18 protein-coding genes and 2 pseudogenes are annotated in these 20,744 nt (G+C 70.3%); 4 read left to right on the top strand and 16 right to left on the bottom strand.

All coding sequences use genetic code 11. The annotated features are described in order from the left end of the window. Positions 1-206: 206 nt before the first annotated feature. On the top strand, positions 207-743 hold the full coding sequence (locus tag ACFU5O_RS20755; protein ID WP_384242451.1) for a phosphate-starvation-inducible PsiE family protein: 537 nt from the start codon (positions 207-209) through the stop codon (positions 741-743). Here ACFU5O_RS20755 and ACFU5O_RS20750 read toward each other — a convergent pair. After that, positions 671-2,881, bottom strand: a complete 2,211-nt coding sequence (locus ACFU5O_RS20750) for an FUSC family protein (RefSeq protein ID WP_384242448.1) — start codon at positions 2,879-2,881, stop codon at positions 671-673. The two genes, ACFU5O_RS20755 and ACFU5O_RS20750, sit on opposite strands and share 73 nt — an antisense overlap. A 496-nt stretch (positions 2,882-3,377) precedes the next feature. Next, positions 3,378-4,502 carry a hypothetical protein gene (locus tag ACFU5O_RS20745; RefSeq protein WP_384242446.1) on the bottom strand — a complete coding sequence of 375 codons (1,125 nt, stop codon included), beginning with the start codon at positions 4,500-4,502 and terminating at the stop codon, positions 3,378-3,380. Positions 4,503-4,977: 475 nt separating this feature from the next. Between ACFU5O_RS20745 and ACFU5O_RS20740 the strand changes: the two genes are divergently transcribed. Next, entirely contained in the window at positions 4,978-5,427 is a 450-nt protein-coding gene (locus ACFU5O_RS20740; RefSeq protein WP_384242445.1) for a DUF1931 family protein, read from the top strand. A gap of 198 nt (positions 5,428-5,625) precedes the next feature. Continuing rightward, positions 5,626-5,784: pseudogene (locus ACFU5O_RS20735) on the top strand (ISNCY family transposase); the annotation flags it as partial. Between the two features lie 5 nt (positions 5,785-5,789). Here ACFU5O_RS20735 and ACFU5O_RS20730 read toward each other — a convergent pair. The 14 genes and pseudogenes from ACFU5O_RS20730 to ACFU5O_RS20665 form a co-directional block, all read right to left on the bottom strand. Beyond that, positions 5,790-6,275, bottom strand: a complete 486-nt coding sequence (locus tag ACFU5O_RS20730; protein ID WP_384242793.1) for a DUF2267 domain-containing protein — start codon at positions 6,273-6,275, stop codon at positions 5,790-5,792. A 68-nt stretch (positions 6,276-6,343) separates the two neighbouring features. Continuing rightward, entirely contained in the window at positions 6,344-6,736 is a 393-nt protein-coding gene (locus ACFU5O_RS20725) for a DUF2267 domain-containing protein (RefSeq protein ID WP_350854399.1), read from the bottom strand. A 135-nt stretch (positions 6,737-6,871) separates the two neighbouring features. Continuing rightward, entirely contained in the window at positions 6,872-8,146 is a 1,275-nt protein-coding gene (locus ACFU5O_RS20720; protein WP_384242443.1) for an MFS transporter, read from the bottom strand. A gap of 76 nt (positions 8,147-8,222) precedes the next feature. Next, positions 8,223-8,720, bottom strand: a complete 498-nt coding sequence (locus tag ACFU5O_RS20715) for an Hsp20/alpha crystallin family protein (protein ID WP_384242790.1) — start codon at positions 8,718-8,720, stop codon at positions 8,223-8,225. Between the two features lie 47 nt (positions 8,721-8,767). Beyond that, entirely contained in the window at positions 8,768-10,552 is a 1,785-nt protein-coding gene (locus ACFU5O_RS20710; protein WP_384242441.1) for an FAD-dependent oxidoreductase, read from the bottom strand. Beyond that, positions 10,552-10,815: a UBP-type zinc finger domain-containing protein gene (locus ACFU5O_RS20705; protein WP_384242439.1), complete on the bottom strand. Its 264-nt coding sequence runs from the start codon at positions 10,813-10,815 to the stop codon at positions 10,552-10,554. Before ACFU5O_RS20705 ends, ACFU5O_RS20710 begins: the two co-directional genes overlap by 1 nt. A 5-nt stretch (positions 10,816-10,820) precedes the next feature. Continuing rightward, on the bottom strand, positions 10,821-11,267 hold the full coding sequence (gene trxA / locus ACFU5O_RS20700; RefSeq protein WP_384242438.1) for a thioredoxin: 447 nt from the start codon (positions 11,265-11,267) through the stop codon (positions 10,821-10,823). Next, on the bottom strand, positions 11,264-13,903 hold the full coding sequence (gene clpB, locus ACFU5O_RS20695) for an ATP-dependent chaperone ClpB (RefSeq protein WP_384242435.1): 2,640 nt from the start codon (positions 13,901-13,903) through the stop codon (positions 11,264-11,266). Before clpB ends, trxA begins: the two co-directional genes overlap by 4 nt. Further along, complete coding sequence (locus tag ACFU5O_RS20690; RefSeq protein ID WP_384242788.1) at positions 13,894-14,238, bottom strand: MerR family transcriptional regulator; 345 nt, start codon at positions 14,236-14,238, stop codon at positions 13,894-13,896. The genes clpB and ACFU5O_RS20690 overlap by 10 nt, the downstream gene beginning before the upstream one ends. After that, a pseudogene (locus ACFU5O_RS20685) lies at positions 14,178-14,813 on the bottom strand (mannosyltransferase family protein); the annotation flags it as partial. The gene ACFU5O_RS20690 and the pseudogene ACFU5O_RS20685, both read right to left, overlap by 61 nt. 26 nt (positions 14,814-14,839) lie before the next feature. Beyond that, the gene (locus ACFU5O_RS20680) at positions 14,840-16,120 is read right to left on the bottom strand and encodes a glycosyltransferase family 39 protein (RefSeq protein ID WP_384242434.1); all 1,281 of its coding nucleotides are present in this window, start codon (positions 16,118-16,120) and stop codon (positions 14,840-14,842) included. Then, positions 16,117-17,340: a glycosyltransferase gene (locus ACFU5O_RS20675; RefSeq protein WP_384242431.1), complete on the bottom strand. Its 1,224-nt coding sequence runs from the start codon at positions 17,338-17,340 to the stop codon at positions 16,117-16,119. The genes ACFU5O_RS20680 and ACFU5O_RS20675 overlap by 4 nt, the downstream gene beginning before the upstream one ends. Positions 17,341-17,444: 104 nt before the next feature. Continuing rightward, positions 17,445-17,915, bottom strand: a complete 471-nt coding sequence (locus tag ACFU5O_RS20670) for a cellulase (protein WP_384242430.1) — start codon at positions 17,913-17,915, stop codon at positions 17,445-17,447. 11 nt (positions 17,916-17,926) lie between these two features. Next, entirely contained in the window at positions 17,927-18,433 is a 507-nt protein-coding gene (locus ACFU5O_RS20665; RefSeq protein ID WP_384242428.1) for a SigE family RNA polymerase sigma factor, read from the bottom strand. A gap of 706 nt (positions 18,434-19,139) precedes the next feature. Here ACFU5O_RS20665 and ACFU5O_RS20660 point away from each other — a divergent pair. Continuing rightward, on the top strand, positions 19,140-20,555 hold the full coding sequence (locus tag ACFU5O_RS20660; RefSeq protein ID WP_384242427.1) for a DEAD/DEAH box helicase: 1,416 nt from the start codon (positions 19,140-19,142) through the stop codon (positions 20,553-20,555). Positions 20,556-20,744: the final 189 nt, after the last annotated feature.

Raw genomic sequence — 20,744 nt, 5'->3', positions numbered from 1 at the left:
AGACCCCCGGTCGGCGACCAGGGCGGGCCGCAGGTTCCTGCCGTTCGTGTCGGCGTCGGGCTGCCTCATACACCCTTGTCCTGCCGCCGGGTAGGCCTCGGTGATGTCGCGCCCCGCCGCTTCCCCCAGGCTGTCACCACAGGGAGGGATCCGCTGGTCCACCCGTTCGGCAGCACGCCGCGCCTGCGGGCCGGGGAACCCCTAGCATGCTCACTGTGCGACCCATTCTCCCGAAGATCGAGGGCGGCCGGGTACAGGGCCTCCTGCAGCTCATCGAGGACGGCATCCACCTCGTCGTTGCGGCGCTCCTCGTACTGCTCGCGGGGCTCCTGACCCTCGGGGTCGTCCACGACGTCATCAGGTCGATCCAGGGGCCGTACCGCGAGGAGACGGTGGTTCTCTCCGCCCTGGACAACGGCCTTGTGCTGTTCATCGTGGCCGAGCTGCTCCACACCGTCCGTCTCACCATCAGGAACCAGACCCTCGACGCCGAGCCGTTCCTCGTCGTCGGCCTGATTGCCGGCATCCGCAAGGTGCTCATCGTGACGGCCGAGGCGGAGAAGTCCTTCCGGTGGAACGTCGAGGGGATCGAACTGCTCATCCTGGCGGGGCTGATCCTCGTGATGGCGACAGCGGCGTACGTGTGGCGGCGCTCGACGCGGCCGGGTGACTACTTCCCGCTCCAGGAGGTGGGGCGCTCCCCGTCGCCGGCGCCGTCACCCAACCCGGTGCGCGGGTCCTGATCCTCCACGGCCGCCCGCACCCGCTGCTCCTCGCGAGCAGAGCCGACGTCCCGTTCCAGCGGTGTGCGGCTCACGGCCGTCGCGAGGTCCTCCAAGGCCCGCTTCTGCAGCTCCGCCCCGCGCCGGACCACCGGGCTCCGGTCCCCCACGGCGGCGCCCTCCCACGCGTGGAGCGCCTCCTCCACGCGCCCCCAGTCCGGATTCCTGTGCTCGCGCACGTCGACTGCCGCCTGCGCGGTGTCGGCCTCCAGGGCCTCGGCGAACCGCTCCGCCTCGGGGACGAAACGGCTGTCGGCCCGCGGGATGTGGCTCTCCATGAGCATCGCCGCGCGGCCGAACCCCTTGAGCGCCTCCTGCGCCTCCTCCGCCTCGCGCGACGTCAGGCCCCTGGGGCGGACCGGTTCCTGCCTTGCTTGGTCGTAGGCCTCCTGCCAGGTGGCACGTGCCTCCCTGCTCGCCAGCAGTGCCCTGCGCATGTCGGCGCGATGCTCCTGGGTCGGTTCGGCGTAGCTGCGGAGCACCGCGGCCGCGTAGCGGCCGTTGGCGGCGAGCCAGTCCGCAAGTCGGCCCGGCAGCCGGGGCGTCTCCCAGGCGGGGAACACCACGTACGCCAGCATTGCCAGGGCCCCGCCGAGCAGGGTGAGCACCACCCGCTCCGGGACCGTCTGCTCCCATGCCTGGCCGCCCATGCCGAGCAGGAAGACGACGTATGCGGCAGTGAAGCACTGGGAGTAGGCGTAGCCGGTACGGATCAGCGTGTACGACAGGCCCGCCGAGACCACCGCCAGCGCGCCGAACACCTGGGCGTCCGGGCCCAGGGCCCGCACCATCCCGGTGGCGAGCGCGACCCCCGCCAGGGTCCCGGCGAGACGGGCCACCGCACGCGCATACGTCCGGTGGAAGTCCGGCCGCATCACCATCACCGAGGCGATGGGCGCCCAGTAGCCGTGGCCCAGGGGTAGCCCGGCGGCGATCAGATAGCCGAGCGTGGCCACCGCCGACAGGCGGACGGCGTGCCGGAACACGGGCGAGTCCCGGCGGAGCTCACTGCGGACCGCCCGGACGACGACCGGGAGCAGCCGGAACATTGTCGGGCGCACCAGGAACTGGGCGCCCGCGGGGCCGGGGGGCGTGGGCGTCTTCCCGCGCGCGCCGCAGCTCCCGGCGATCTCCAACGCCTCGCCGAGCAGTTCCACGAGCCGCGCGGCGGCCTGCCGCGCGGGCCCCTCCAGCACCTCGTGCTCCTCGTCGACGCGCAGGACGTCCGCGCTCCCGGGCGGCACCTCGGCGGGAGTGCCGCGGCGGATCGAACGGGCGGCCGCGTCCAGGACGTCGGCGGCCGCCTCGAGCAACTCCCGCGCGCGGTCCCGCCCCGGTCCCTCCGCCGGGGCGCCGACGTCCGGGTCGGCGAGCGCGGCGACGACCGGCCGAATGCGCTCGGCGAGGCCCCGGGGGCCGTGGAGGACGGGGGGACGGGTGCGGGCCTGTGATGGCGTCACGGCCGCCGCGTCCCGGGCCGTCATCAACGGCTCCGGGTCGAACGGGGCGGTCGGGTCGTGCCGCAGCCGGCGGGCGTAGTCCGCCACGGCGGCCAGGGCGTCGGCGAGCGCGTCCCGATGCGCCCCCCAACGGCGGATCGGGAACAGCAAGATCAGCACGGCCTGCGCCACGCCTCCAAGCGCGATGACCCCGGCGTGCTCCAGGGCTTGCCCGACGCTCGTGGGCAGGGTGATGGTCACCAGCATGCTGCCGACCGTCGTCGCTGCGACGATCCCAGGTGTCGATCCGACGGCCCACGCCATCCCCGCGACAAAGGCCCATACGGCCAGCAGTGGGAGGAACGTCAGGAGTCGCCCCGCCGCCAGGTAGCCCACGAAGGTGCTGAGCGCCAGACCCGCGCCCGCGCCGAGCGCGATCACCTTGCGTGGACGCCAGATGCGCTGGAAGGTGGCCCCACCCGCGGAATAGGCACCGAGGGCGGCGGACGCGGCGTACGCAGGGGAGACCAGCCACAGCGCCGGCCCGATGACGATCGCCACCCCAGCAGCCGTGCGCAGCGCGAGCAGGGGCTCCAGCCGCGTCTCCTCGATCGTGAGCCCGGATCGCACGACCTCCCCGAGGGCGCGCAGCCACGTCACGGGTGTGAGCCTAGCCGGAACGCCCTGCCGGGGCGCGTCGGCCGCGCCGCCGCCTCCTGGCAGGGCCGCGCACGGCGGGCGCGCGCCCCCGGGCCGACCTGCACTCACAAAACGGCACCCTCGCGTACAGGGCGATCGATGACCACATCCCCCAGCACCGCCTGTTCAGCCCCAGCAGCCACGGCATCGTCCTCGTGGCCGATCCGGGATGGCCGACGGAGGTCGCGAAGCGGCTGAAGAAGGGTGACGGACCTGCCCTACCGGGACGACACCCGCCCCGTCATTGCCATGATCAACCCGCTGGAGCACATCGCGCTGCTGTCGCTGCCCATGCTTGGTCTGGTGCCCGTCGCCCACCGGCTGAGGGAGCGGCCCTGGTTCAGCGGGCGTGGGCGGGTCCGAAGGACCGCCGCGTGTAGCCCGAATCCCGGTACGCCGGCAGCGGTGAGCCGTGATGCCGCACGCGCGCCCTGGAGCCATTTGCGCCGGTATCGGCTCACTTCGAGGGCTGGTCACCGGGATCGTCTTGGAGCGTGTGGCGACGTTCCTGTTCGCGCTTGGAGTAGGCGGCTGCCCGGATCGCCTCGTCGCTCTCCAAGCCTGATCCCAGCGCGCCGCCCACGGTGGCGACCGAAGCGACGAACCAGGACAACGTCAAGTACTCCGCGGCGTGCAGCGGGGTTCGTGTCGCGGAAGCGAACACTCGGTCGTTGAGGATGAACAGCGCCCACACCAAGTTGATGACCATCAAACCCCCGTAGCAGACGAGCACCCCGATACCTACGGTCATGACCGTCGAGGCGTTGTAGAGCCTCGCCCTCTGCCTCGCCTCCGGCGAGCCCTCTGCTGGTCGATGCCACAGCTCCCCGTCTACGATCAGCCAGCCGATCATGAGCCCGACAGACCCGACCATGGCGATCACGAGGCGTGGCGCGCTCAGGGACTCGGCCAGGCTCCAGGTGGTGGAGTCCAGGGTGGCGATGGCCCCCGTGGCGAGTGCCGCCGCCAGGGCTTTCGACAAGCCCGGCACCAAGCGCCACGGCCGGTTGGCGCGGACCATACCGACGAGCACCCTCAGGTAACCGCGCGGCCCGCTGACGACGTACCGAAGATCAGCGGTCTCCTCACCGACCGGGCCCGGATGAACAGGCGTGAGACGACCGGCAAAGGGCCCCAGCAGCGGCTCACCTTGCGGAGGTCCTCCAGTGGCCTGCGGACCCGCCAAGCCAAGCACGGCTTCTTCCACGGCCCGCCGGGCCCTCGTCTGCAGCCGCAAGCCCCCCAGTGAAGGAAGAGACAGCAGCGCCAAGCCGTGTTCGTAACTCAGATTCACAACGAGCTTGCGCCCGTCTGATTGCAGCGGAAGGTCGGTGAGGGCCACGACGATATCCCAATTTTCCGCACTTGCGCGGTCCATGATCCTGCGCATCAAGGTGGGCGGGTCCTCGGTGCCTGAGGTGAAGGGCTCACTGACCACCTCGACGTCGAACCGTCGCCCCTGGCCTGACTTGTCGGCGAGCCGAGTAGGAAGTGTCCGGGCCATGCGCTGCGCGATCTCCGTCGGCGCGTCCGGATCCGCCAGGAGAGCCACGACCGTAACGCCCTGAGACGACACCCGCATGACTGGACCCTTCTCGTCGACTGCCCCCGTGATCGCAAGTGCCCACAGGATGCCCCCGAGGTAACGTCGACGCCGCGTGACATGCTGGCCTCCGCCGACATGTGCAGGCGGTACGGCCAGTCTCCTCGTCTTCCCAGCACAGGGCCGGCTCCCACCACGGGCCATGATCGCGTGCGCCACCGCGAACACCCGCTCTGGCCCCACCTCGGCCCGCACCGCACGCCGCGTCACCGACCACCCCGCTTCGGTGTCCGGCCCGGAAGTAACGGCTCGATCCGCGCCCCATGCGCGTCGGTCAACGGCGCACCCGCGTCCCACTACCCGGGCAGTCGGACGCCTGGGCCTGGCAGGGCAATACAGGGAGGCTAATTGGGCCCGACATGCGCATGCGTTCGCGCGCCCCCGTCTGCCAGGCTGACTGGGAAGCCCAGGGGGCCGGGAGCCACCCCGGCGCCCGCAGCCGGAGGTTGCCGTCATGACCGTGATGTCCATCGCCAGGTTCGAAAGGTTCTTCCGCGCGGCCGCCGGGCTGGACGTCGACAAGAACGATCTCAAGCGCTACAGCGACTTCGTCGACGCCAAGCTCTACGATCTGCTGACCGTCGCCCAGGCCACTGCCAAGGCCAACGGGCGCGACATCATCCGGACCTGTGACCTACCGATCACGAAAGGCCTGCAGGAGAGCATTCACCACTTCCGGAAGATCGACCAGGAAGTAGAACTCAAGCCGATCCTGGAACAGCTCGCCACCCACCCCGCTCTGGACCGCACGCCCGACGAGGAGACCGAGGCGGCCTATCCGGACATCATCGGCGGACTCAGCCTGGCCCTTGCCCAGAGCTTCAAGATCATCCACCCCGACCTGAAGAACCCCCGGACCCAGCACTGGGACGAGGCCCGAGCCGTCTTCGACCTCCTGCTGTGAGGGGCGACCGGACCAGGCGGTGCAGGCCACGGCCGAACAGCGTCAGCGCGCTCTGCTTCCTCGGCTGCCGCAACGATCCTGCTGGCCCGCCGCAGGGCCTCGTCCACGTCCAGGGTGCTGCCGAGAGCGGTCGGTGACCTCCGCCAGCAGCGCCAGGCGGTCCAGATCCCCGCTGCAGCGCCGCGTCCACGTCGAACTCGTCCTGCGGTGGAGCGCAACGCCCGACGCGCGCTGGGCAAACAGCCCTCGGGGCGGCTGACGCACCTGGTCGGTGAGCTGAGGCTGAGACCCGCGGCGGGCACCCGCCGGCTGCTGGAGCAGACCGCTGTGCGGCTTGCGGGGATCCGCACGATCCCCGACCATCACGCTCGGCAACCACCCGCGACCCGGGTGCTGGGACGGCCGGGGCGCCGCAGGCCTGCTGGGCGCGCTGGGCCGCTCATCTCCTCCGCCCGGATCACGGCAGGAGCGCGGCAAACGAGGTCGGCACCCGGGATTTGAGGTGTTGCCATTCGCCGGCGCTCATATGGCGCTCCAGAGATTTCAGTACGGTACGCACCGGCTTCTCGCTGCCGCCTCGACCGCATAGCGGAATTCGCCCCGACCCGTGCGAAGAACTCCTCGTTGCTCATCTTTACGGGCGTCTCGGCCGGCTTCCAGCCGTCGTAGTAGACGCCCCTGACGATGGTCGGCAGCTCGGCGCCGAACGTACGGCCGTCTCGACCGGGAGACGATCCCGGAGCGTGCAGCACGGCCCGAAGTGCCGCGTACGACTGCTTGCGCCGTTGCTTAGGCCATTCGAAGGCCTCCTCGACGTCCTTGAGGAGCCGATTGGCCTTGTCCACCATGGTGTCGAACGAGGAGAAACCTGTCTCAACCATTTTCGTGGGCTTTTCGTTCTGGGCGCCTCATGGGCTCAGTCCGCGAGGTCGGCCTTGCCGAACAGGACCGCGTAACTGGAGGGGAGTTGGCTGATGATCTGGTTCAGCTCTCCGCCGGTGACAGCGTCGGCAACCGTGGTCAGGACCGCGCTGGCGTCCCACTGCGCCGTACGCGGCCGGGCATGGGTGCGCTCGGCGACCCGGCGGTAGAACTCTTCGATCCCGAAGCTCCGCGCCTGCTGCGGCGTGGCGTGGTCCAGAACCTGTCCCAGCGGGCCGGGCAGCTGGGATGCGAGGTCCTTGACCTCTCCCGGGCTGATCCGTTGGGCCAGCACTTCCAGCACGGCGTTGGTGACGTCCGCGGCTTCGTCCTGGTCGTTGTATTCGCCTCGCTCGCGTACCCGGGCGAGGAATCCGTCGTATTTCATCGCTGCCTTCCTTCTGCCCTCCCCGGTCACCGCTGATCAAGGGGGGCGCCGGGTGCGCCGTCGGGCCTGCCGGGTCCGTCCGTCGGCGCGTAGCTGCCGTTCGCAAGGCCCTTGGCCCGGGACTCCCGCACGGACTCACGCAGGGCACGGCGGAATCGCCCGGGGCCCCAAGGAACGGCCTCCCACGGCCTGTTCGAGTCGGTTGCGGCTGGTCGGGCCGGCTTCTTGGAGCACGTGGGTGATTTGTTCGATCTCGTCGTCGAGGCGTTGTTCGGCCATGGCGGACGTACGGCTTGCCGTGCCCGCGGTGCCGGCCATCCCCGGCGAGTACAGGGTGCTGCCCGGTCCGGTGCCCGGGCGGTAGCGGCGGGCTCCGGCGCGCTCCCGCTCCCGGCGGCGGGCGGTGCGGTCGGCGATCCGCAGTTCCCGCTCGTGCGCGGCCTGCCGGACGTGCGCGGGCCGGAGGCGGTCTCGTGCGTCCTGTGGCGCGGGCTCGTTGCGCCAGGCTGCCTCGGCTTCCTCAGCGGTGAGCGGCCGGGCGATGTTCTCCAGGGACTGTTGTTCGGCCCGGACACCGAAGAAGACCTCGGCCAGCCCGCCCAGGGCCATGGCTGCCGCTCCGACGAGGAAGCCGATGGCCACCAGGTCGGCATCGCCACTGTGAATCAAGTGGCCGAACAGCAGCGGGCCGGTGATTCCGCCCACGGCCGTGCCGATCGCGAAGAACAGCGAGATGGACAGGGCTCGGGTCTCCATGGGGAAGACCTCGCTCACCGTCAGGTAGGCCGAGCTCGCTCCCGCGGACGCCACGAAGAAGGTCAGCGAGACCAGTAGGAAGAACGACCATGTCGTCAGGGAGCCGCTGATCAGCAGGACTGCGAGGACGGCTGCCACTACTGCCGAGCCGAAGTAGGTGCCCGCGATCATCGGCTTTCTGCCAATTGTGTCGAACAGTCGGCCGAGAAGGAGCGGTCCGAGGAAGTTGGCGATCGCGAAGAGGGCAAGGAAGTAGGGGATCGAGCCGGAGCCGATGTCGAAGAAGCCGTTCAGGATCGTGCCCAGGTCGAAGACGACCGCGTTGTACAGGAAAGCCTGTCCGACGAAGAGCGCCAGACCGAGAACGGCGCGACGCGGGTACCGCCGCAGAGCCACGCCGGCGATCTCCCTGAACGGGATGACGTCGCGCTGCCGTACGGTGACCGCCTCGCCCGGTTCCGGCAGCTCGCGGCCGGTCTCTTGGCGCACCTCGGCCTCGATCCGGTCGACGATGCGTTCAGCCTCGGCTTGATGCCCGTGGATGAACAGCCAGCGCGGACTCTCCGGCACGTGGCGGCGTACCAGCATGATGCCCAGGCCCAGAATGCCGCCCAGGCCGAAGGCCAGCCGCCAGCCGAGTGGGACGTCGTTCATGAGCCGCCCCGGGTGTTGAGCCTAGCCGGCCCGGCCGCGGTGTCGGATGGGTGCCCGCAACCGCGGCGTTCGCGTCTCAGCCGCTGCTGCTGGTGCTTTCACTCGCCTCGCTGATCTCGACGTGCCGGGGCTTTGCGACCTCGGCCTTGGGGACGGTGATGGTGAGCACCCCGTCCGACATCTGCGCATTGATCTTTTCGGTGTCGACCTCTCCGGGCAGCCGCAGGCGGTACTCGAAGGCTCCGGTGCGGCGGGCGCTCCGGCGCAGAACGCCTTTGCGTTCCTTCTCCTTGATCTCTCCGGTGACCACCAGCTCCTGGCCGTTCGCTTCGACGTCGATGTCCTTGCTCTTGACGCCGGGGAGTTCGATCTCGACGTGGAAGGCGTCGTCGGACTCCGTGACATCCGCCAGGGGTGTCCACGCGACTGCGGGCGCCGCGCCTCCCGCCGTGGATTCCATCAGGCCGCTCATCTCGCTGAGCAGTTGGTCGAACTCCGTCAGCGGATTGCGTGCCCAGCCAAGGGGCCTGTCCTGCATGGCACCACCGCGGTGGCGCCGGACGGGCGTGGTCATTCCCACCGCCTCCTTCTCCTTCTCGTGATCTCTTCGCCCGCTGGGTGTCATGCGAGCCAAGCGGACTCCTTCGGACGGGTGTGCGGGGAGCTGTCGGTGCCGCCGGGCGCGGCCGTGTGGTCCAGGTAGCGGTGCACGAAGTGGATGCTCATCGCGCCTTCTCCAACCGCGGAGGCCACGCGCTTCACCGAGCCGCTGCGGACGTCGCCGGCGGCGAAGACGCCAGGCAGGCTGGTCTCCAAGGTCAGGCAGTCGCGGCCCTGGCTCTGCCACAGTTCGGGAACGGAGGATGCCTGCGCCTCCGCGCCGGTGAGCACGAAGCCGCGCGCGTCGAGGGCGAGCGCACCGGACAGCCAATCGGTGTGAGGGTCTGCGCCGGTGAAGACGAACAGGGCCCGCACCGCGAGGCGGCGGTGCTCACCCGTACGGTGGTCGACCACGGTGACCGCCTCCAGCGCCTTGTCGCCGAGTGCCTCGGTCATCTCGGTGTGCAGCAGCACGCGCACCCGCGGGTGGCGCTCGACCTGATCGATCAGGTAGCGGGACATGTGCGCCTCGATGCTCGGCCCACGGACGAGCAGATACACCTGCGGTGCGTACCCGGCCAGGAAGAGCACGGCCTGCCCCGCGGAGTTGCCGCCGCCGACCACCGCCACCGGGTCGGTACGGCACTGCTGGGCCTCGTAGACGGTCGCCGAGTAGTGGACGCTCGTTCCCTCCAGGCGTTCGATGCCGGGCACCTGGAGCCGGCGGTAGCGGGCACCCGTGGCCAGGACGACGGCGCGGGCGGCGATCTCGCTGCCGTCGGCGAACGCCACCACGTAGTGGTCCTCGTCCTTGGGACGGAGATCGGTCGCCTCCACCGGAATGCTGATCCTGGCGCCGAACTTGTCGGCCTGGAGCACGGCGCGTTCGGTGAGTTCGGCGCCGGAGATGCCGGCGGGGAAGCCGAGCAGATTCTCGATGCGGGACGACGTGGCGGCCTGGCCGCCGGTGGCCATCGCCTCCACCACGGTGGTGCTCAGGCCCTCGGAGGCGGCGTACACCGCGGCAGCGAGGCCGGCGGGTCCGGAGCCGACGATCAGGACGTCGCCGTGACGGTTTCCGGCGGGCAGTGACGGCAGGCCGATGAGCCGGGCCAGTTCCGCGTTGCTGGGGTTGCGCAACAGGGTGGTGTCCCGCCAGATGACGAGCGGTGTTTCCTCCGGGCCGACGCCGAAGCGGCGCAGCAGGTCCTCGGCCTCCGCGTCGGTCTCCAGGTCGATCCAGCGGTGCGGCAGCCGGTTGCGGATGGCGAACTCGCGCAGCCGCCTGGTGTCGGGCGAGTAGCGCGAGCCGATGATGCGGAAGCCGGCGCCCTGTCCGACGAGCAGCGCGCGACGGCCCAGACAGGCGCGCAGCACGATGTCCCCGATGGTGGAGTCCTGGGACACCAGGTGGCGCAACTGGTCCAAGGGGACGACGAGGACCTCGCCCGGCTCCCTGGCGACAGCGGTGTAGAAGGCCACCTGTCCGTGCAGCAGCCCGAGTTCGCCGATGAAGCGACCGGGGCCGTGCACGCGCAGCACGTGCTCCTCGGGAGTGCCGTAGTCCTCGACGACGGCGACGGTACCGCTGAGGACGACGAAGAACGTCTCGCAGCGCTCCCCCTCCTGGATCAGCACGTCGTTCGGAGCCACGCTCCGGCGTTGCCCGTGCTCCGCCAGACGTGCTGTCTGGTCCTCCGTCAGGCGCGGATACGCGCCGTAGATGTCCGGGGTCTCCCAGAAGACGGCCTCGTCCGCTTCCTCCGGCACCGGTTCTTCGCCCGGCAGCGACTGGTCGCCGGACATCAGACGAACGCCTCGTGAACGTAGCACCAGCGCCATTCCTCGCCGGGCTGGAACGACTGCGCGATCGGATGGGCGGCGGCAGCTGCGTGCCTACGCGCGTGCTTGTTCGGTGAGGAGTCACAGCAGCCGACGTGCCCGCAGGTCAGGCAGAGCCTCAGGTGGACCCACGGGGAGCCGAGCAGCAGACACTCCTGACACCCTTCTGGGGTCAGCGGCTGGACCGGCCGCACAAGCGCGAGGTGGGGGTCTGCGTGCAGGGTCATCCGGATCACCCTTCCCGGGCCGTGATCGACCGTTCCACCCACTGGCGCAGAGCGGGGGCGGGCGCCGCCCCCGCCTGCCGGGCGACCGTCTCGCCCTGGTCGAGGACGAGCAGCGTCGGTACCGCCTGGACCTCGAAACGCTGCGACAGCCGCGGGTTCTTGTCGATGTCGACCTTGACGAGTTTGATTCGGCCGGCGAGATCGGTGGCGACCTTCTCCAGCGCGGGGCTGACCATGTGGCAGGGGCCGCACCAGGTGGCCCACAGGTCGACCACGACGGGGACGTCGGCCCGCTCGGCGACCTCGGTGAATTCGTCGTCGCCCGCGTCCACCATCCACGGTAGGGGCTGCTTGCAGTGGCCGCACTTGGGGCGGCCCTCCGCGGCCACGGGCACCCGGTTGGTGCGCCCGCAGTTCGGACAACTGACGGTCGTCGCCTGCATCGTGCTCATGCCGCCCGCGCTCCCTTCACGTCCTCGGGCTGGTCGTAGGTGACCACGAGCTCTCCGTGTTCGGCGTCGACGCGGACCGTCGCGCCGTCCTGGACGTCGCCGCGCAGCAGGGCGCGTCCGACCAGTGTCTCGACCTCGTGGGAGATGTAGCGGCGCAGTGGCCGGGCCCCGTACACCTGGTCGTAGCCCTGGTGGGCGATCACTTCCCGGGCGGCGTCGGTGAGTTCGACGGTGATGCGGCGTTCGGCGAGCCGCTGCCGCAGTTCGTCGAACTGCAGCTCCACGATCCGCTCGATCTGCCGCTCGCCGAGCGGTTTGAACAGCACGATGTCGTCGACGCGGTTGAGGAACTCCGGGCGGAAGTGCCCGCGCAGCTCGCCCATCACCAGGGCGCGGGCGTCGGGCTTGATCTCACCTTCTGCGGTGGCGCCGTCGAGGAGGTGCTCGGAGCCGATGTTGGACGTCATGATGATCACGGTGTTGCGGAAGTCGACCGTGCGGCCCTGAGCATCGGTGATGCGGCCGTCATCGAGGATCTGCAGCAGGGTCTTGAAGACATCGGTGTGCGCCTTCTCGATCTCGTCGAACAGCACAACCGAGTACGGCTTGCGGCGTACGGCCTCGGTGAGCTGGCCGCCTTCCTCGTAGCCGACGTATCCGGGCGGTGCGCCCATGAGCCGGCTGACGGTGTGCCGCTCCTGGTACTCGCTCATGTCGAGGCGGACCATGTTCTCCTCGGAGTCGAACAGGGTCCGGGCGAGGGTCTTGGCCAGCTCGGTCTTCCCGACGCCGGTGGGGCCGAGGAAGATGAACGAGCCGATGGGGCGGCGAGGGTCGCGGATGCCGGAGCGGGCGCGGATGATGGCGTCGGCGACGAGCTTGACGGCCTCGTCCTGGCCGACGACGCGCTCGCGCAGGATCTCGTCGAGGCGCAGGAGTTTTTCGCGTTCGCCCTCCTGGAGGCGGGTGACGGGGATGCCGGTCCAGGCGGCGACGATCTCGGCGATCTCCTCCTCGGTGACGACCTCGCGCAGCAGCCGGTTCTGCCCTTGTCTGGCGGCCAGTTGCTCCTCCTCTGCGGCGAGTCGGCGCTCCAGGTCCTGGAGGCGGCCGTAGCGGAGTTCGGCGGCGCGGTTGAGGTCGTAGGCGCGTTCGGCCTCCTCCGCCTCGTGGCGGACCTGCTCCAGTTCCTGGCGTAGTTCCTGCACGCGGCGGATCGCCTGCCGTTCGGCCTCCCACTGGGCGTGTTTGGCGTCGGCCTCACCACGCAGGTCGGCCAGTTCCCTTCGCAGCTCCTCCAGGCGGGCTTTGCTGGCGGGGTCGGTCTCCTTGGACAGGGCGGCTTCCTCGATCTCCAGGCGGGTGACGCGGCGGGTGATCTCGTCGAGCTCGGCCGGCATGGAGTCGATCTCGGTACGCAGCCGGGCGCAGGCTTCGTCGACGAGGTCGATGGCCTTGTCGGGCAGGAACCGGTCGGTGATGTAGCGGTGGCTGAGGGTGGCCGCGGAGACCAGCGCGGTGTCCTGGATCTTCACACCGTGGAAGACCTCCAGGCGTTCGCGCAGTCCGCGCAGGATGGAGATGGTGTCCTCCACGCTCGGCTCGTCGACCAGCACCTGCTGGAAGCGGCGTTCGAGGGCGGCGTCCTTCTCGATGTGCTTGCGGTACTCGTCGAGGGTGGTCGCGCCGATCATGTGCAGTTCGCCGCGGGCGAGCATCGGCTTGAGCATGTTGCCCGCGTCCATGGCCCCTTCGGCGGCGCCCGCGCCGACGACGGTGTGCAGTTCGTCGACGAAGAGCAGGATGCGCCCCTGGGCGGCCTTGACCTCGCTGAGTACGGCCTTGAGGCGTTCCTCGAACTCACCGCGGTACTTGGCGCCGGCGACCAGGGAGCCCATGTCGAGGGCGAACACGGTCCTGTCGCGCAGTCCTTCGGGCACGTCGCCGCGGACGATGCGCTGGGCGAGACCCTCGACGACGGCGGTCTTGCCGACGCCGGGATCGCCGATGAGGACCGGGTTGTTCTTCGACTTGCGGCTGAGGATCTGGGTGACGCGGCGGATCTCGGCGTCCCGGCCGATGACCGGGTCGAGCCTGCCGTCCCTGGCCTCGGCGACCAGATCGCGGCCGTACTTCTCCAGAGCCTCGTAGGCCACTTCGGGGTTGGCCGAGGTGACGCGCTGGTTGCCGCGGACCTGGGTGAGCGCGCTCAGGAACGAATCCCTGGTGATGCCGGCCTCCTTGAGCAGGCGCCCGGCGGCGGTGGACGACCCCTCCTCGGCCAGGGCGAGCAGGAGGTGCTCCACGGACACGTACTCGTCCTTGAGGCGTTTGGCCTCCCGTTCGGCGGCATCGAGCAGGCGGGCGAGGCGCTGAGTGACGAAGACCTGGCCGGGTGCCGCGCCGGGGCCGGTGACCTTCGGGCGGCGGGAGAGTTCCTCGCGCACGGCCGCGCGCATTTCCTTCGGCTCGGTGCCGGCCTGTTGCAGCAACCGCGGGATCAGACCGTCCTCCTGATCGAGAAGTGCGAGCAGCAGGTGTTCCCCGTCGACCTCGGTCTGGCCCATGCGGACGGCCGCGGTCTGGGCCTCCTGGAGGGCTTCCTGGGACTTCTGGGTGAGACGGTTCATGTCCATGGGGGTGTTTCACTCCTCGTGCCGCGGCCGCGCAGGGCGGCTTCGAGCAGGCTGATGCGGTCGAGCAGGTCGAGCACCAGGCCGATGGATGCGTAGTTCAGGCAGAGTCCGGTGCGCAGCCGCTGGATGCGGGCGAGGACCGCCGGGGCCGTGGGGTCGAACACCAGGTGCCCCGCGGCGTCGCGTTCGGCGTCGACCAGGCCAAGGCCAGGAACAGGCCGCTGATCCGGGTGGTGGTGGCCAGGGCGGCGAGAACGCCCGCGACCGGCCAGTTGAGGTTCTTCGCCGCGAGCCAGGCCGGCAGCGCGAACGCGAGGAAGAGGGATTCCGTGTATCCGGCTGCCAGGAACACCGCTGCGGGCGACAGCAACAGAAAGCCCGTGGCCCGTCGGCCGGCCCGAGCGCTGTCCGGCCGGCCCAGTCCAGCGATCCTGGCCAGGGCTACGACAGCCACCGCACCGCTCACCAGGGAGATCAGCAGGCCGGCCACGGCCCAGTCGGTGACGAGGGTGTGCACGGCGCGCAGCAGGAGGGGGAAACCGGGGAAGAAGGCCACCCGGTTGTCGGACGCGGGGTCGATTCCCGGGAAGGGGTCGAAGTAGCCGTACCGGGCTATGTGTTGATAGTGCACCCAATCCCATTGCTCCCAGCGGGACAGCCATGATGCGGGTGTCCTGGCGTCGGATCCGCCAGGGAACAGCCAGGCGGTGCAGTAGGCGACGAGCCACAGCCCCAGGCGCGTGAACAGGTAGAGCCGGAGCACCCGGAGGTCCGTGGGGGTCAGTCGGTCGAGCAGTCGGCGCCGCTCGGGGCGGCCGATGGGGCTCCGTACGGGACCTGGATCGCCTGCAGGATCACGGTGTGCCGGACTCGAGGCCGACTGCTTTGCGGTGGGCAGGGTCGTGGTCATCGGGCATCCACTCCTGGGTGCGTCGGTTAAGGGACGCCGAGTTCGAAAAGGCCGTAGCCCGCGTACGAGCCGGAAGCCAGGGCCGCGATGCCGAGGAGCACGAGTTGGTGGGTCAGGCTGAGGCGGCGCAGGGCGAGGGCGAGCGGGAGAAAGAGCGGGAAGAGGGGGAGCAGATAGCGGGAGACGTTGCCGAATATCTGCTGGCTGCCCAGGACGAGGACAAGGGTGAGAACGGTGTAGACCGTCAGGACGGCCGGGGGACGCAGCCGGATCAGCAGCGGGAGCAGTGCGAGCGCGAGCAGGACGACACCGACGGCGATCAGGTCCGCGAAGGGCCAGGCGTAGAGGTAGTCGGAGTGGCCCACCGGGACGGATGTGAGGACGTCGAGGGTGTGCCGGCCGTAGTCCCACTCGTGGGCCCAGGCACCGGACTGAAGCCTGAAGTAGCCGCTGTAGTCGCCCATTTGGTGACCCACCCAGCCGAGATGGGCGAGGAGACCGAGCGGGGCGACGGCCATCGCGGCCACCGGCCGCAGGATGCCGTCCCGGGAACGGTGGAGCGCGAGCAGGGCCGCGACGACGACGGCGGCGATCAGCGCAACGGCTGTGGGCCGGTTGAGCCCTGCCACACAGGTAAGGAGGCCGGCGGTGAGCCAGCGGCGGCTCAGGACGGCATGGCAGGCCCAGACGGCCAGGGCCACGTAGAGGGAGTCGGAGTAGACCGCCCACTCCACGCCGGAACCGGGCCAGACGGCCCAGAGTCCAGCCGCGGCCAGCCCGGCCCGTCTACCGCCGAGGCGTTCGGTGACGGCGTAGATGCCCAGGGCGGCGGCCAACGAGGCGACGACGGAGACCAGCAGGCCGGCGCCGTACAGGCCGAGGCCGGTGAGCTCGGAGACCAGCCGCATCAGCGCCGGGTAGAGCGGGAAGAACGCCGCCGAGTTCCCTTCGATTGTGATCGGGCCGGTGGCGCCGGGGATCGGGACCAGCTGAGGGTCGTACCCGTGCGCGGCGATCTGCTGGTACCACCAGCCGTCCCAGCTGGCCAGGACGTCCCACGGGTGGGCGCCGCCGCCGAAGCGCGGGTTCTTCGTGCGGTAGTCCGCGGCGGAGTGCAGCAGCCACATGAAGGCGGCGAAGCCGATGAACTTGAGCGTGCCGTAGACGGCCAGTACGGGGCCGTAGTGCTCGGCTGTGCGGCGCAGCCGGCGCCGGCGGTCGGGGCCTGTGGTCGCGGGCTGCTGCGACAGCCTCGCGTTCCAGCTCAGGGTGCCGGTCGCGGTCGTACGGGCGGTGGTCCTGATCATGCGCGGAACACCCACGCTCGGAAGAACAGGAACCGCAGCAGCGTCGCGGCAACGTTGGCGGCGAGGAGTACGGCGAGTTCGGTGGCCCGCCCGGCCGAGGGCGCCGCGTGGTGCAGGGCGGCGAGCGATCCGCCGGTGAGCGCCAGGCCGATCAGGAGGACGACCAGGCCCCTGCCCTGGTGGCGCAGCACACTGCCGCGGCCACGGAGTCCGAAGGTGAGCCGCCTGTTCACGGCCGTGTTGGCCACGGTGCAGACCAGCAGCGCGAGTGCGTTGGCGGCCTGGGATCCGGCCACCGGGCGCAGCGCCGCGTAGAGGAGCAGGTATACGAGGGTGCTGACGGCTCCTACGGCGGCGAAGCACACGAGTTGGGTGGCGAGCCTGCCCGGTGCGTCGGCGCCACCGTCGCGCAGCGACCCGCCCGGCGGCAGTGTGCCCCGTGCCAGTGCCCCGCCGATCCTGGCGATGCCGCGCAGGTCGGCCAGTGCCGTGGCGAGGATGTCGACCCGGGTGTCGGGATCGTCCACCCAGTCGACCGGCACCTCATGGATGCGTAGCCCGGCACGCTCGGCGATCACCAGCAGTTCGGTGTCGAAGAACCAGTCCGAGTCCTGCACGAGGGGCACCAGACGCTCGGCCACATCACGCCGCACCGCCTTGAATCCGCACTGCGCGTCGGAGAAGCCCACGGCGAGGACGGAGCGCAGGAGGGCGTTGTAGCAACGAGAGGTGATCTCTCGCTTGGGGCCGCGCACCACCCGGGAACCGGGGGCCAGGCGGGTGCCGATGGCGATATCGGAGTGGCCGGAGAGCAGCGGGGCCACGAGCGGCAGCAGCGCCGTCAGTTCCGTGGACAGGTCCACGTCCATGTACGCGAGTACGGGAGCCGGCGAGAGCGACCAGGCGGCACGCAGCGCCCGGCCGCGACCCTTCTCGGCCAGCCGAAGCCATTGCGCTTCGGGCAGTTCGTCTGCCAGCCGAGCGGCGATCCGCGGGGTGCTGTCCGTGCTGGCGTTGTCGGCGATGGTGATCCGGAACGGATAGGGGAAGGTCTCGCGCAGGTGTGCGTGGAGCCGCCGCACGCTCGGCTCCAGATCGTTCTCCTCATTGAACACGGGGACGACCACGTCCAGGACGGGCTCCGGGTGGTGCGTCGCCACCGGTGCGCGGTGCGGCAGTCGGCTCAGGTCCTTCAGTGCAAGTGACCCTTGGTTTCTCATGTTCTGTCCTTTTTGTGACCTGGCGCGGGGCAGGCCGAAGACGCTCGGGGCGAGGATGTGCCAGGGCGTTACGGGGTGACGGGCGAGGGCGAGGCGGTCGACGGCTAGTTGCGCGCGGTCGCCGTTCCCGAAGGCGGGGCCGAGGTCGAGGGCGGCGACGCGCCCTCCGTGTTCCCCGGCGGGGTCATAGTGGCCGTTGCCGTACTCCCGGTCGTGGCCGGCGGCGTGATGGGGGCGGTCCCGTCCGGGGACGCGGGGGCAGTGGAGGTGCCCGAGGAGGAGGGCGCGCTCGGGGACACATCGGGTGTCGCCGGCGGGGCGGAGGGCGACGGGCTCGTCGCGGGCTGTGGGCGGGGGTGGCTGGGATCGACCCGGGTCGCATGGCCGGGCAGCAGGAACAGCCCGACACTGAGGCCGACGACGGCCAGGGCGGAGCCGACGGCCCTCTGCGCGACCCGTCTGCGACCGCGGACACGCACCCCTGCCCAGAGACGTTCCCGGTGCTTCGGCTCGAACGGTGCGGGCGCCTCGGTGTCGCGCATCATCTGTGCCAGCTGCCGCTCGAAGTGATCCATGGGGTTCTCCTTCACCGCACCGGCTCGTTCACATCGCCCAGGAGCTGCCTCAGCCGCGCCACTCCGCGCGCGGCATGGGACCGAGCCGTGCCCACCGGGCACCCGAGCACCTCCGCCACCTGCCCCTCGGGCAGGTCCTGGTAGTAGCGCAGCACCACCGCCACCCTCTGCTTCGGCGACAACTGGGCCAGCGCGGCCTCCAGTCGGGAACGCTCCACCACGTCCGCGGAGACATCGCCGACCATCGCCGCCTCGGGCAGCTGTTCGACGGGGCGTTCACCCCACCAGCGCCGCTGTCCCGAGCGTGCCGCCGCACGCACCATCACCTTGCGGACATACGGCTCCGGTGCGTCATCCGCGACCTTGGGCCAGACGAACCAGAGCTTGACCAAGGACTCCTGCAACAAGTCCTCGGCCCGATGCCGATCGCCTCCGACGAGCAGCCGGGCCAGGTGGATCAGCACCGACCAGCGGGCAGCCACGAACTCGTCGAACGCACGGGCTCGACTCTGCTCCATCCGCACTGTCCCTGTTCTCGCCGGTCGCCTACACCTTGTAGAAGGCACTGGCATACGGCCCACGATGCACTTGCGGCCCGTGATCTGGATCACAGGGCATGCTGAGATGCTCCTCCGTCCCGTCCCGTCCCGTCCCGTCCCGTCAGCGACGCCGACGACGAGGGCGTGGTTCGACGGCCCCGCCCGACGGCCAACCGCCCGATGGGCACCGCTGCCGAAGACCAGTGGTGCCAACCCCGCGGGCCGCAGGGGACTCCCGTACCTCCAGGTGGGAGGACGGCCCGGTCGTCCACCCGCGCCGGACGGCCTCGTCCCTTACAGACGGATCGCCCAACGAGCAGGGCCCGCACTGTGAGGCATGTCATGGTGTGGGCTCATTCGCATATAACCGCCCCTGTATGCACAGCCCGGGACGGTCACGCTCCCGGAACAACGAGAAACGGGCCCCACCAGGGCTTTCGGGGCGGGGGAGTGCTTCCAGGCCTCGCGCCACCCAGCCGTCCTCCTCCGGACAGGTGCCACAACGCCAGTAGGAGCGAAGCGCAGGGGCGTCGCCCCCGTCGAACCGGCACCGCTGGAGGAGACCGCGCTGGAGCCGGCGGAGTGTCCGGTGTGAGAAATGGCTGTAGGCTTCGACGCCGTCGGCGTCCCAATCGAGGGGTACGGGCACCGGCCCGTTCCGGGCGCCAGATCCAGGAAGGTTCCCATGAACGCAAAGCCGCCAGCGCCTGGGCATTTCGGTGCCGGCAAGGCCCAGAGAGCCGCGGCGCCGCACCGCGAGCCATCGGCGGAGACGTTGACCCCGGGCTTGCCGCCCGCCGAGTCCTTTGCCGAACTGGGACTGCCGCCGGAGCTGGTGCAGACGATGACCAGCCTCGCGGTGAGGGAACCGTTCCCGATCCAGGCGGCCACCCTGCCCAACGCGCTGGCCGGCCGGGACGTCCTCGGTCGCGCGCGGACCGGGTCGGGCAAGACCCTCGCCTTCGGGCTGGCACTGCTCGTCCGTACGGCAGGCCGGCAGGCCGAGTCGAAGCGACCGCTCGGGCTGGTCCTCGTACCGACTCGAGAACTCGCCCAGCAGGTGAGCGACGCGCTGGAACCGTATGCGAAGGCGCTCAGGCTGCGGCTGGCGACGGTGGTCGGCGGCGTGTCGATCGGGCGGCAGGCGACGCTGATCCGGGCCGGCGCGGACGTGGTCATCGCGACCCCGGGACGACTGACCGACCTGGTCGCGCGCCGGGACTGTCGCCTGGATCAGGTGCAGATCACGGTGCTGGACGAAGCGGACCAGATGTGCGATCTGGGCTTTCTGCCGCAGGTGTCCGAGATCCTGGACCAGGTGCACCCCCAGGGGCAGAGGATGCTGTTCTCGGCCACGCTCGACCGCAACGTCGACCAACTGGTCCGGAGCTACCTGCACGACCCGGTGGTCGCTTCGGTCGACCGGGCGTCGGCCGCGGTCACGACGATGGAGCACCACGTGCTGCACATCCACCCCGCCGACAAGTACGCGACGGCCACCGAGATCGCGGCTCGGGACGGCCGGGTGCTGATGTTCCTGGACACCAAACTCGGCGTGGACCAGTTCACCCGCCATCTGCGGGCCAGCGGCGTACGGGCTTCCGCCCTGCACAGCGGGAAGTCGCAGCCGCAGCGCACGCACACCCTCGCCCAGTTCAAGAACGGTGACATCACGGTCTTGGTGGCGACCAACGTCGCGGCACGTGGCATCCACGTCGACGCGCTCGACCTCGTCGTCAACGTCGACCCGCCCTCCGACCCCAAGGACTACCTGCACCGGGGCGGCCGCACGGCACGGGCGGGCGAGTCCGGGAGCGTGGTCACCCTGGTCACTCCGAACCAGCGGCGCGACGTGAACCGGATGATGTCCGACGCCGGGATCCGACCGACGGTCACACAGGTGCGCTCCGGCGAGGAAAAGCTGACGAGTATCACCGGAGCGAAGCGCCCGCCGGCAGGGGACAAGACCAAGAGCGGCAACGCCCCCTTCCGTGGTCTGGGGACCCGGCCGGGCCGCGGCTCAAAGGAATCCCGCAGGACCACAGAAGCCCGCAAGGTCGCAGAGGCACGAAACGCGGCCCGGGTACGCAGGGGCCAGTGACGACCGAGCACGCATACCATCGCGAGCGCCGAAAGGGCTGGGGGCATCAGGGCTCGTCGATCAGCAGCTGATCAAGGTCGTCGCTGGTGGAGACAGCGCTGGTTGTGCTCGGACGGCCGTCCGATGTCGGGGCCGTGTCCGCGGCGTTTCGGTCTGCCGGGCGGTCAGGGCGGGTTCGTGCAACTCCCA

It is taken from the genome of Streptomyces sp. NPDC057445 (assembly GCF_042802855.1).
Lineage (GTDB): Bacteria > Actinomycetota > Actinomycetes > Streptomycetales > Streptomycetaceae > Streptomyces.
This window is presented reverse-complemented; position numbering and strand designations above follow the sequence as displayed.

What these genes read in the sequence shown, in the direction of transcription:
- ACFU5O_RS20755 (WP_384242451.1), top strand. Translation starts at nt 207, where the DNA reads ATGCTCACTGTGCGACCCATTCTCCCGAAGATCGAGGGCGGCCGGGTA.
- ACFU5O_RS20745 (WP_384242446.1), bottom strand. Translation starts at nt 4,502, where the DNA reads ATGCGGGTGTCGTCTCAGGGCGTTACGGTCGTGGCTCTCCTGGCGGAT.
- ACFU5O_RS20740 (WP_384242445.1), top strand. Translation starts at nt 4,978, where the DNA reads ATGACCGTGATGTCCATCGCCAGGTTCGAAAGGTTCTTCCGCGCGGCC.
- ACFU5O_RS20730 (WP_384242793.1), bottom strand. Translation starts at nt 6,275, where the DNA reads ATGGTGGACAAGGCCAATCGGCTCCTCAAGGACGTCGAGGAGGCCTTC.
- ACFU5O_RS20725 (WP_350854399.1), bottom strand. Translation starts at nt 6,736, where the DNA reads ATGAAATACGACGGATTCCTCGCCCGGGTACGCGAGCGAGGCGAATAC.
- ACFU5O_RS20720 (WP_384242443.1), bottom strand. Translation starts at nt 8,146, where the DNA reads ATGAACGACGTCCCACTCGGCTGGCGGCTGGCCTTCGGCCTGGGCGGC.
- ACFU5O_RS20715 (WP_384242790.1), bottom strand. Translation starts at nt 8,720, where the DNA reads ATGACCACGCCCGTCCGGCGCCACCGCGGTGGTGCCATGCAGGACAGG.
- ACFU5O_RS20710 (WP_384242441.1), bottom strand. Translation starts at nt 10,552, where the DNA reads ATGTCCGGCGACCAGTCGCTGCCGGGCGAAGAACCGGTGCCGGAGGAA.
- ACFU5O_RS20705 (WP_384242439.1), bottom strand. Translation starts at nt 10,815, where the DNA reads ATGACCCTGCACGCAGACCCCCACCTCGCGCTTGTGCGGCCGGTCCAG.
- trxA (WP_384242438.1), bottom strand. Translation starts at nt 11,267, where the DNA reads ATGAGCACGATGCAGGCGACGACCGTCAGTTGTCCGAACTGCGGGCGC.
- clpB (WP_384242435.1), bottom strand. Translation starts at nt 13,903, where the DNA reads ATGGACATGAACCGTCTCACCCAGAAGTCCCAGGAAGCCCTCCAGGAG.
- ACFU5O_RS20680 (WP_384242434.1), bottom strand. Translation starts at nt 16,120, where the DNA reads ATGATCAGGACCACCGCCCGTACGACCGCGACCGGCACCCTGAGCTGG.
- ACFU5O_RS20675 (WP_384242431.1), bottom strand. Translation starts at nt 17,340, where the DNA reads ATGAGAAACCAAGGGTCACTTGCACTGAAGGACCTGAGCCGACTGCCG.
- ACFU5O_RS20670 (WP_384242430.1), bottom strand. Translation starts at nt 17,915, where the DNA reads ATGGATCACTTCGAGCGGCAGCTGGCACAGATGATGCGCGACACCGAG.
- ACFU5O_RS20665 (WP_384242428.1), bottom strand. Translation starts at nt 18,433, where the DNA reads ATGGAGCAGAGTCGAGCCCGTGCGTTCGACGAGTTCGTGGCTGCCCGC.
- ACFU5O_RS20660 (WP_384242427.1), top strand. Translation starts at nt 19,140, where the DNA reads ATGAACGCAAAGCCGCCAGCGCCTGGGCATTTCGGTGCCGGCAAGGCC.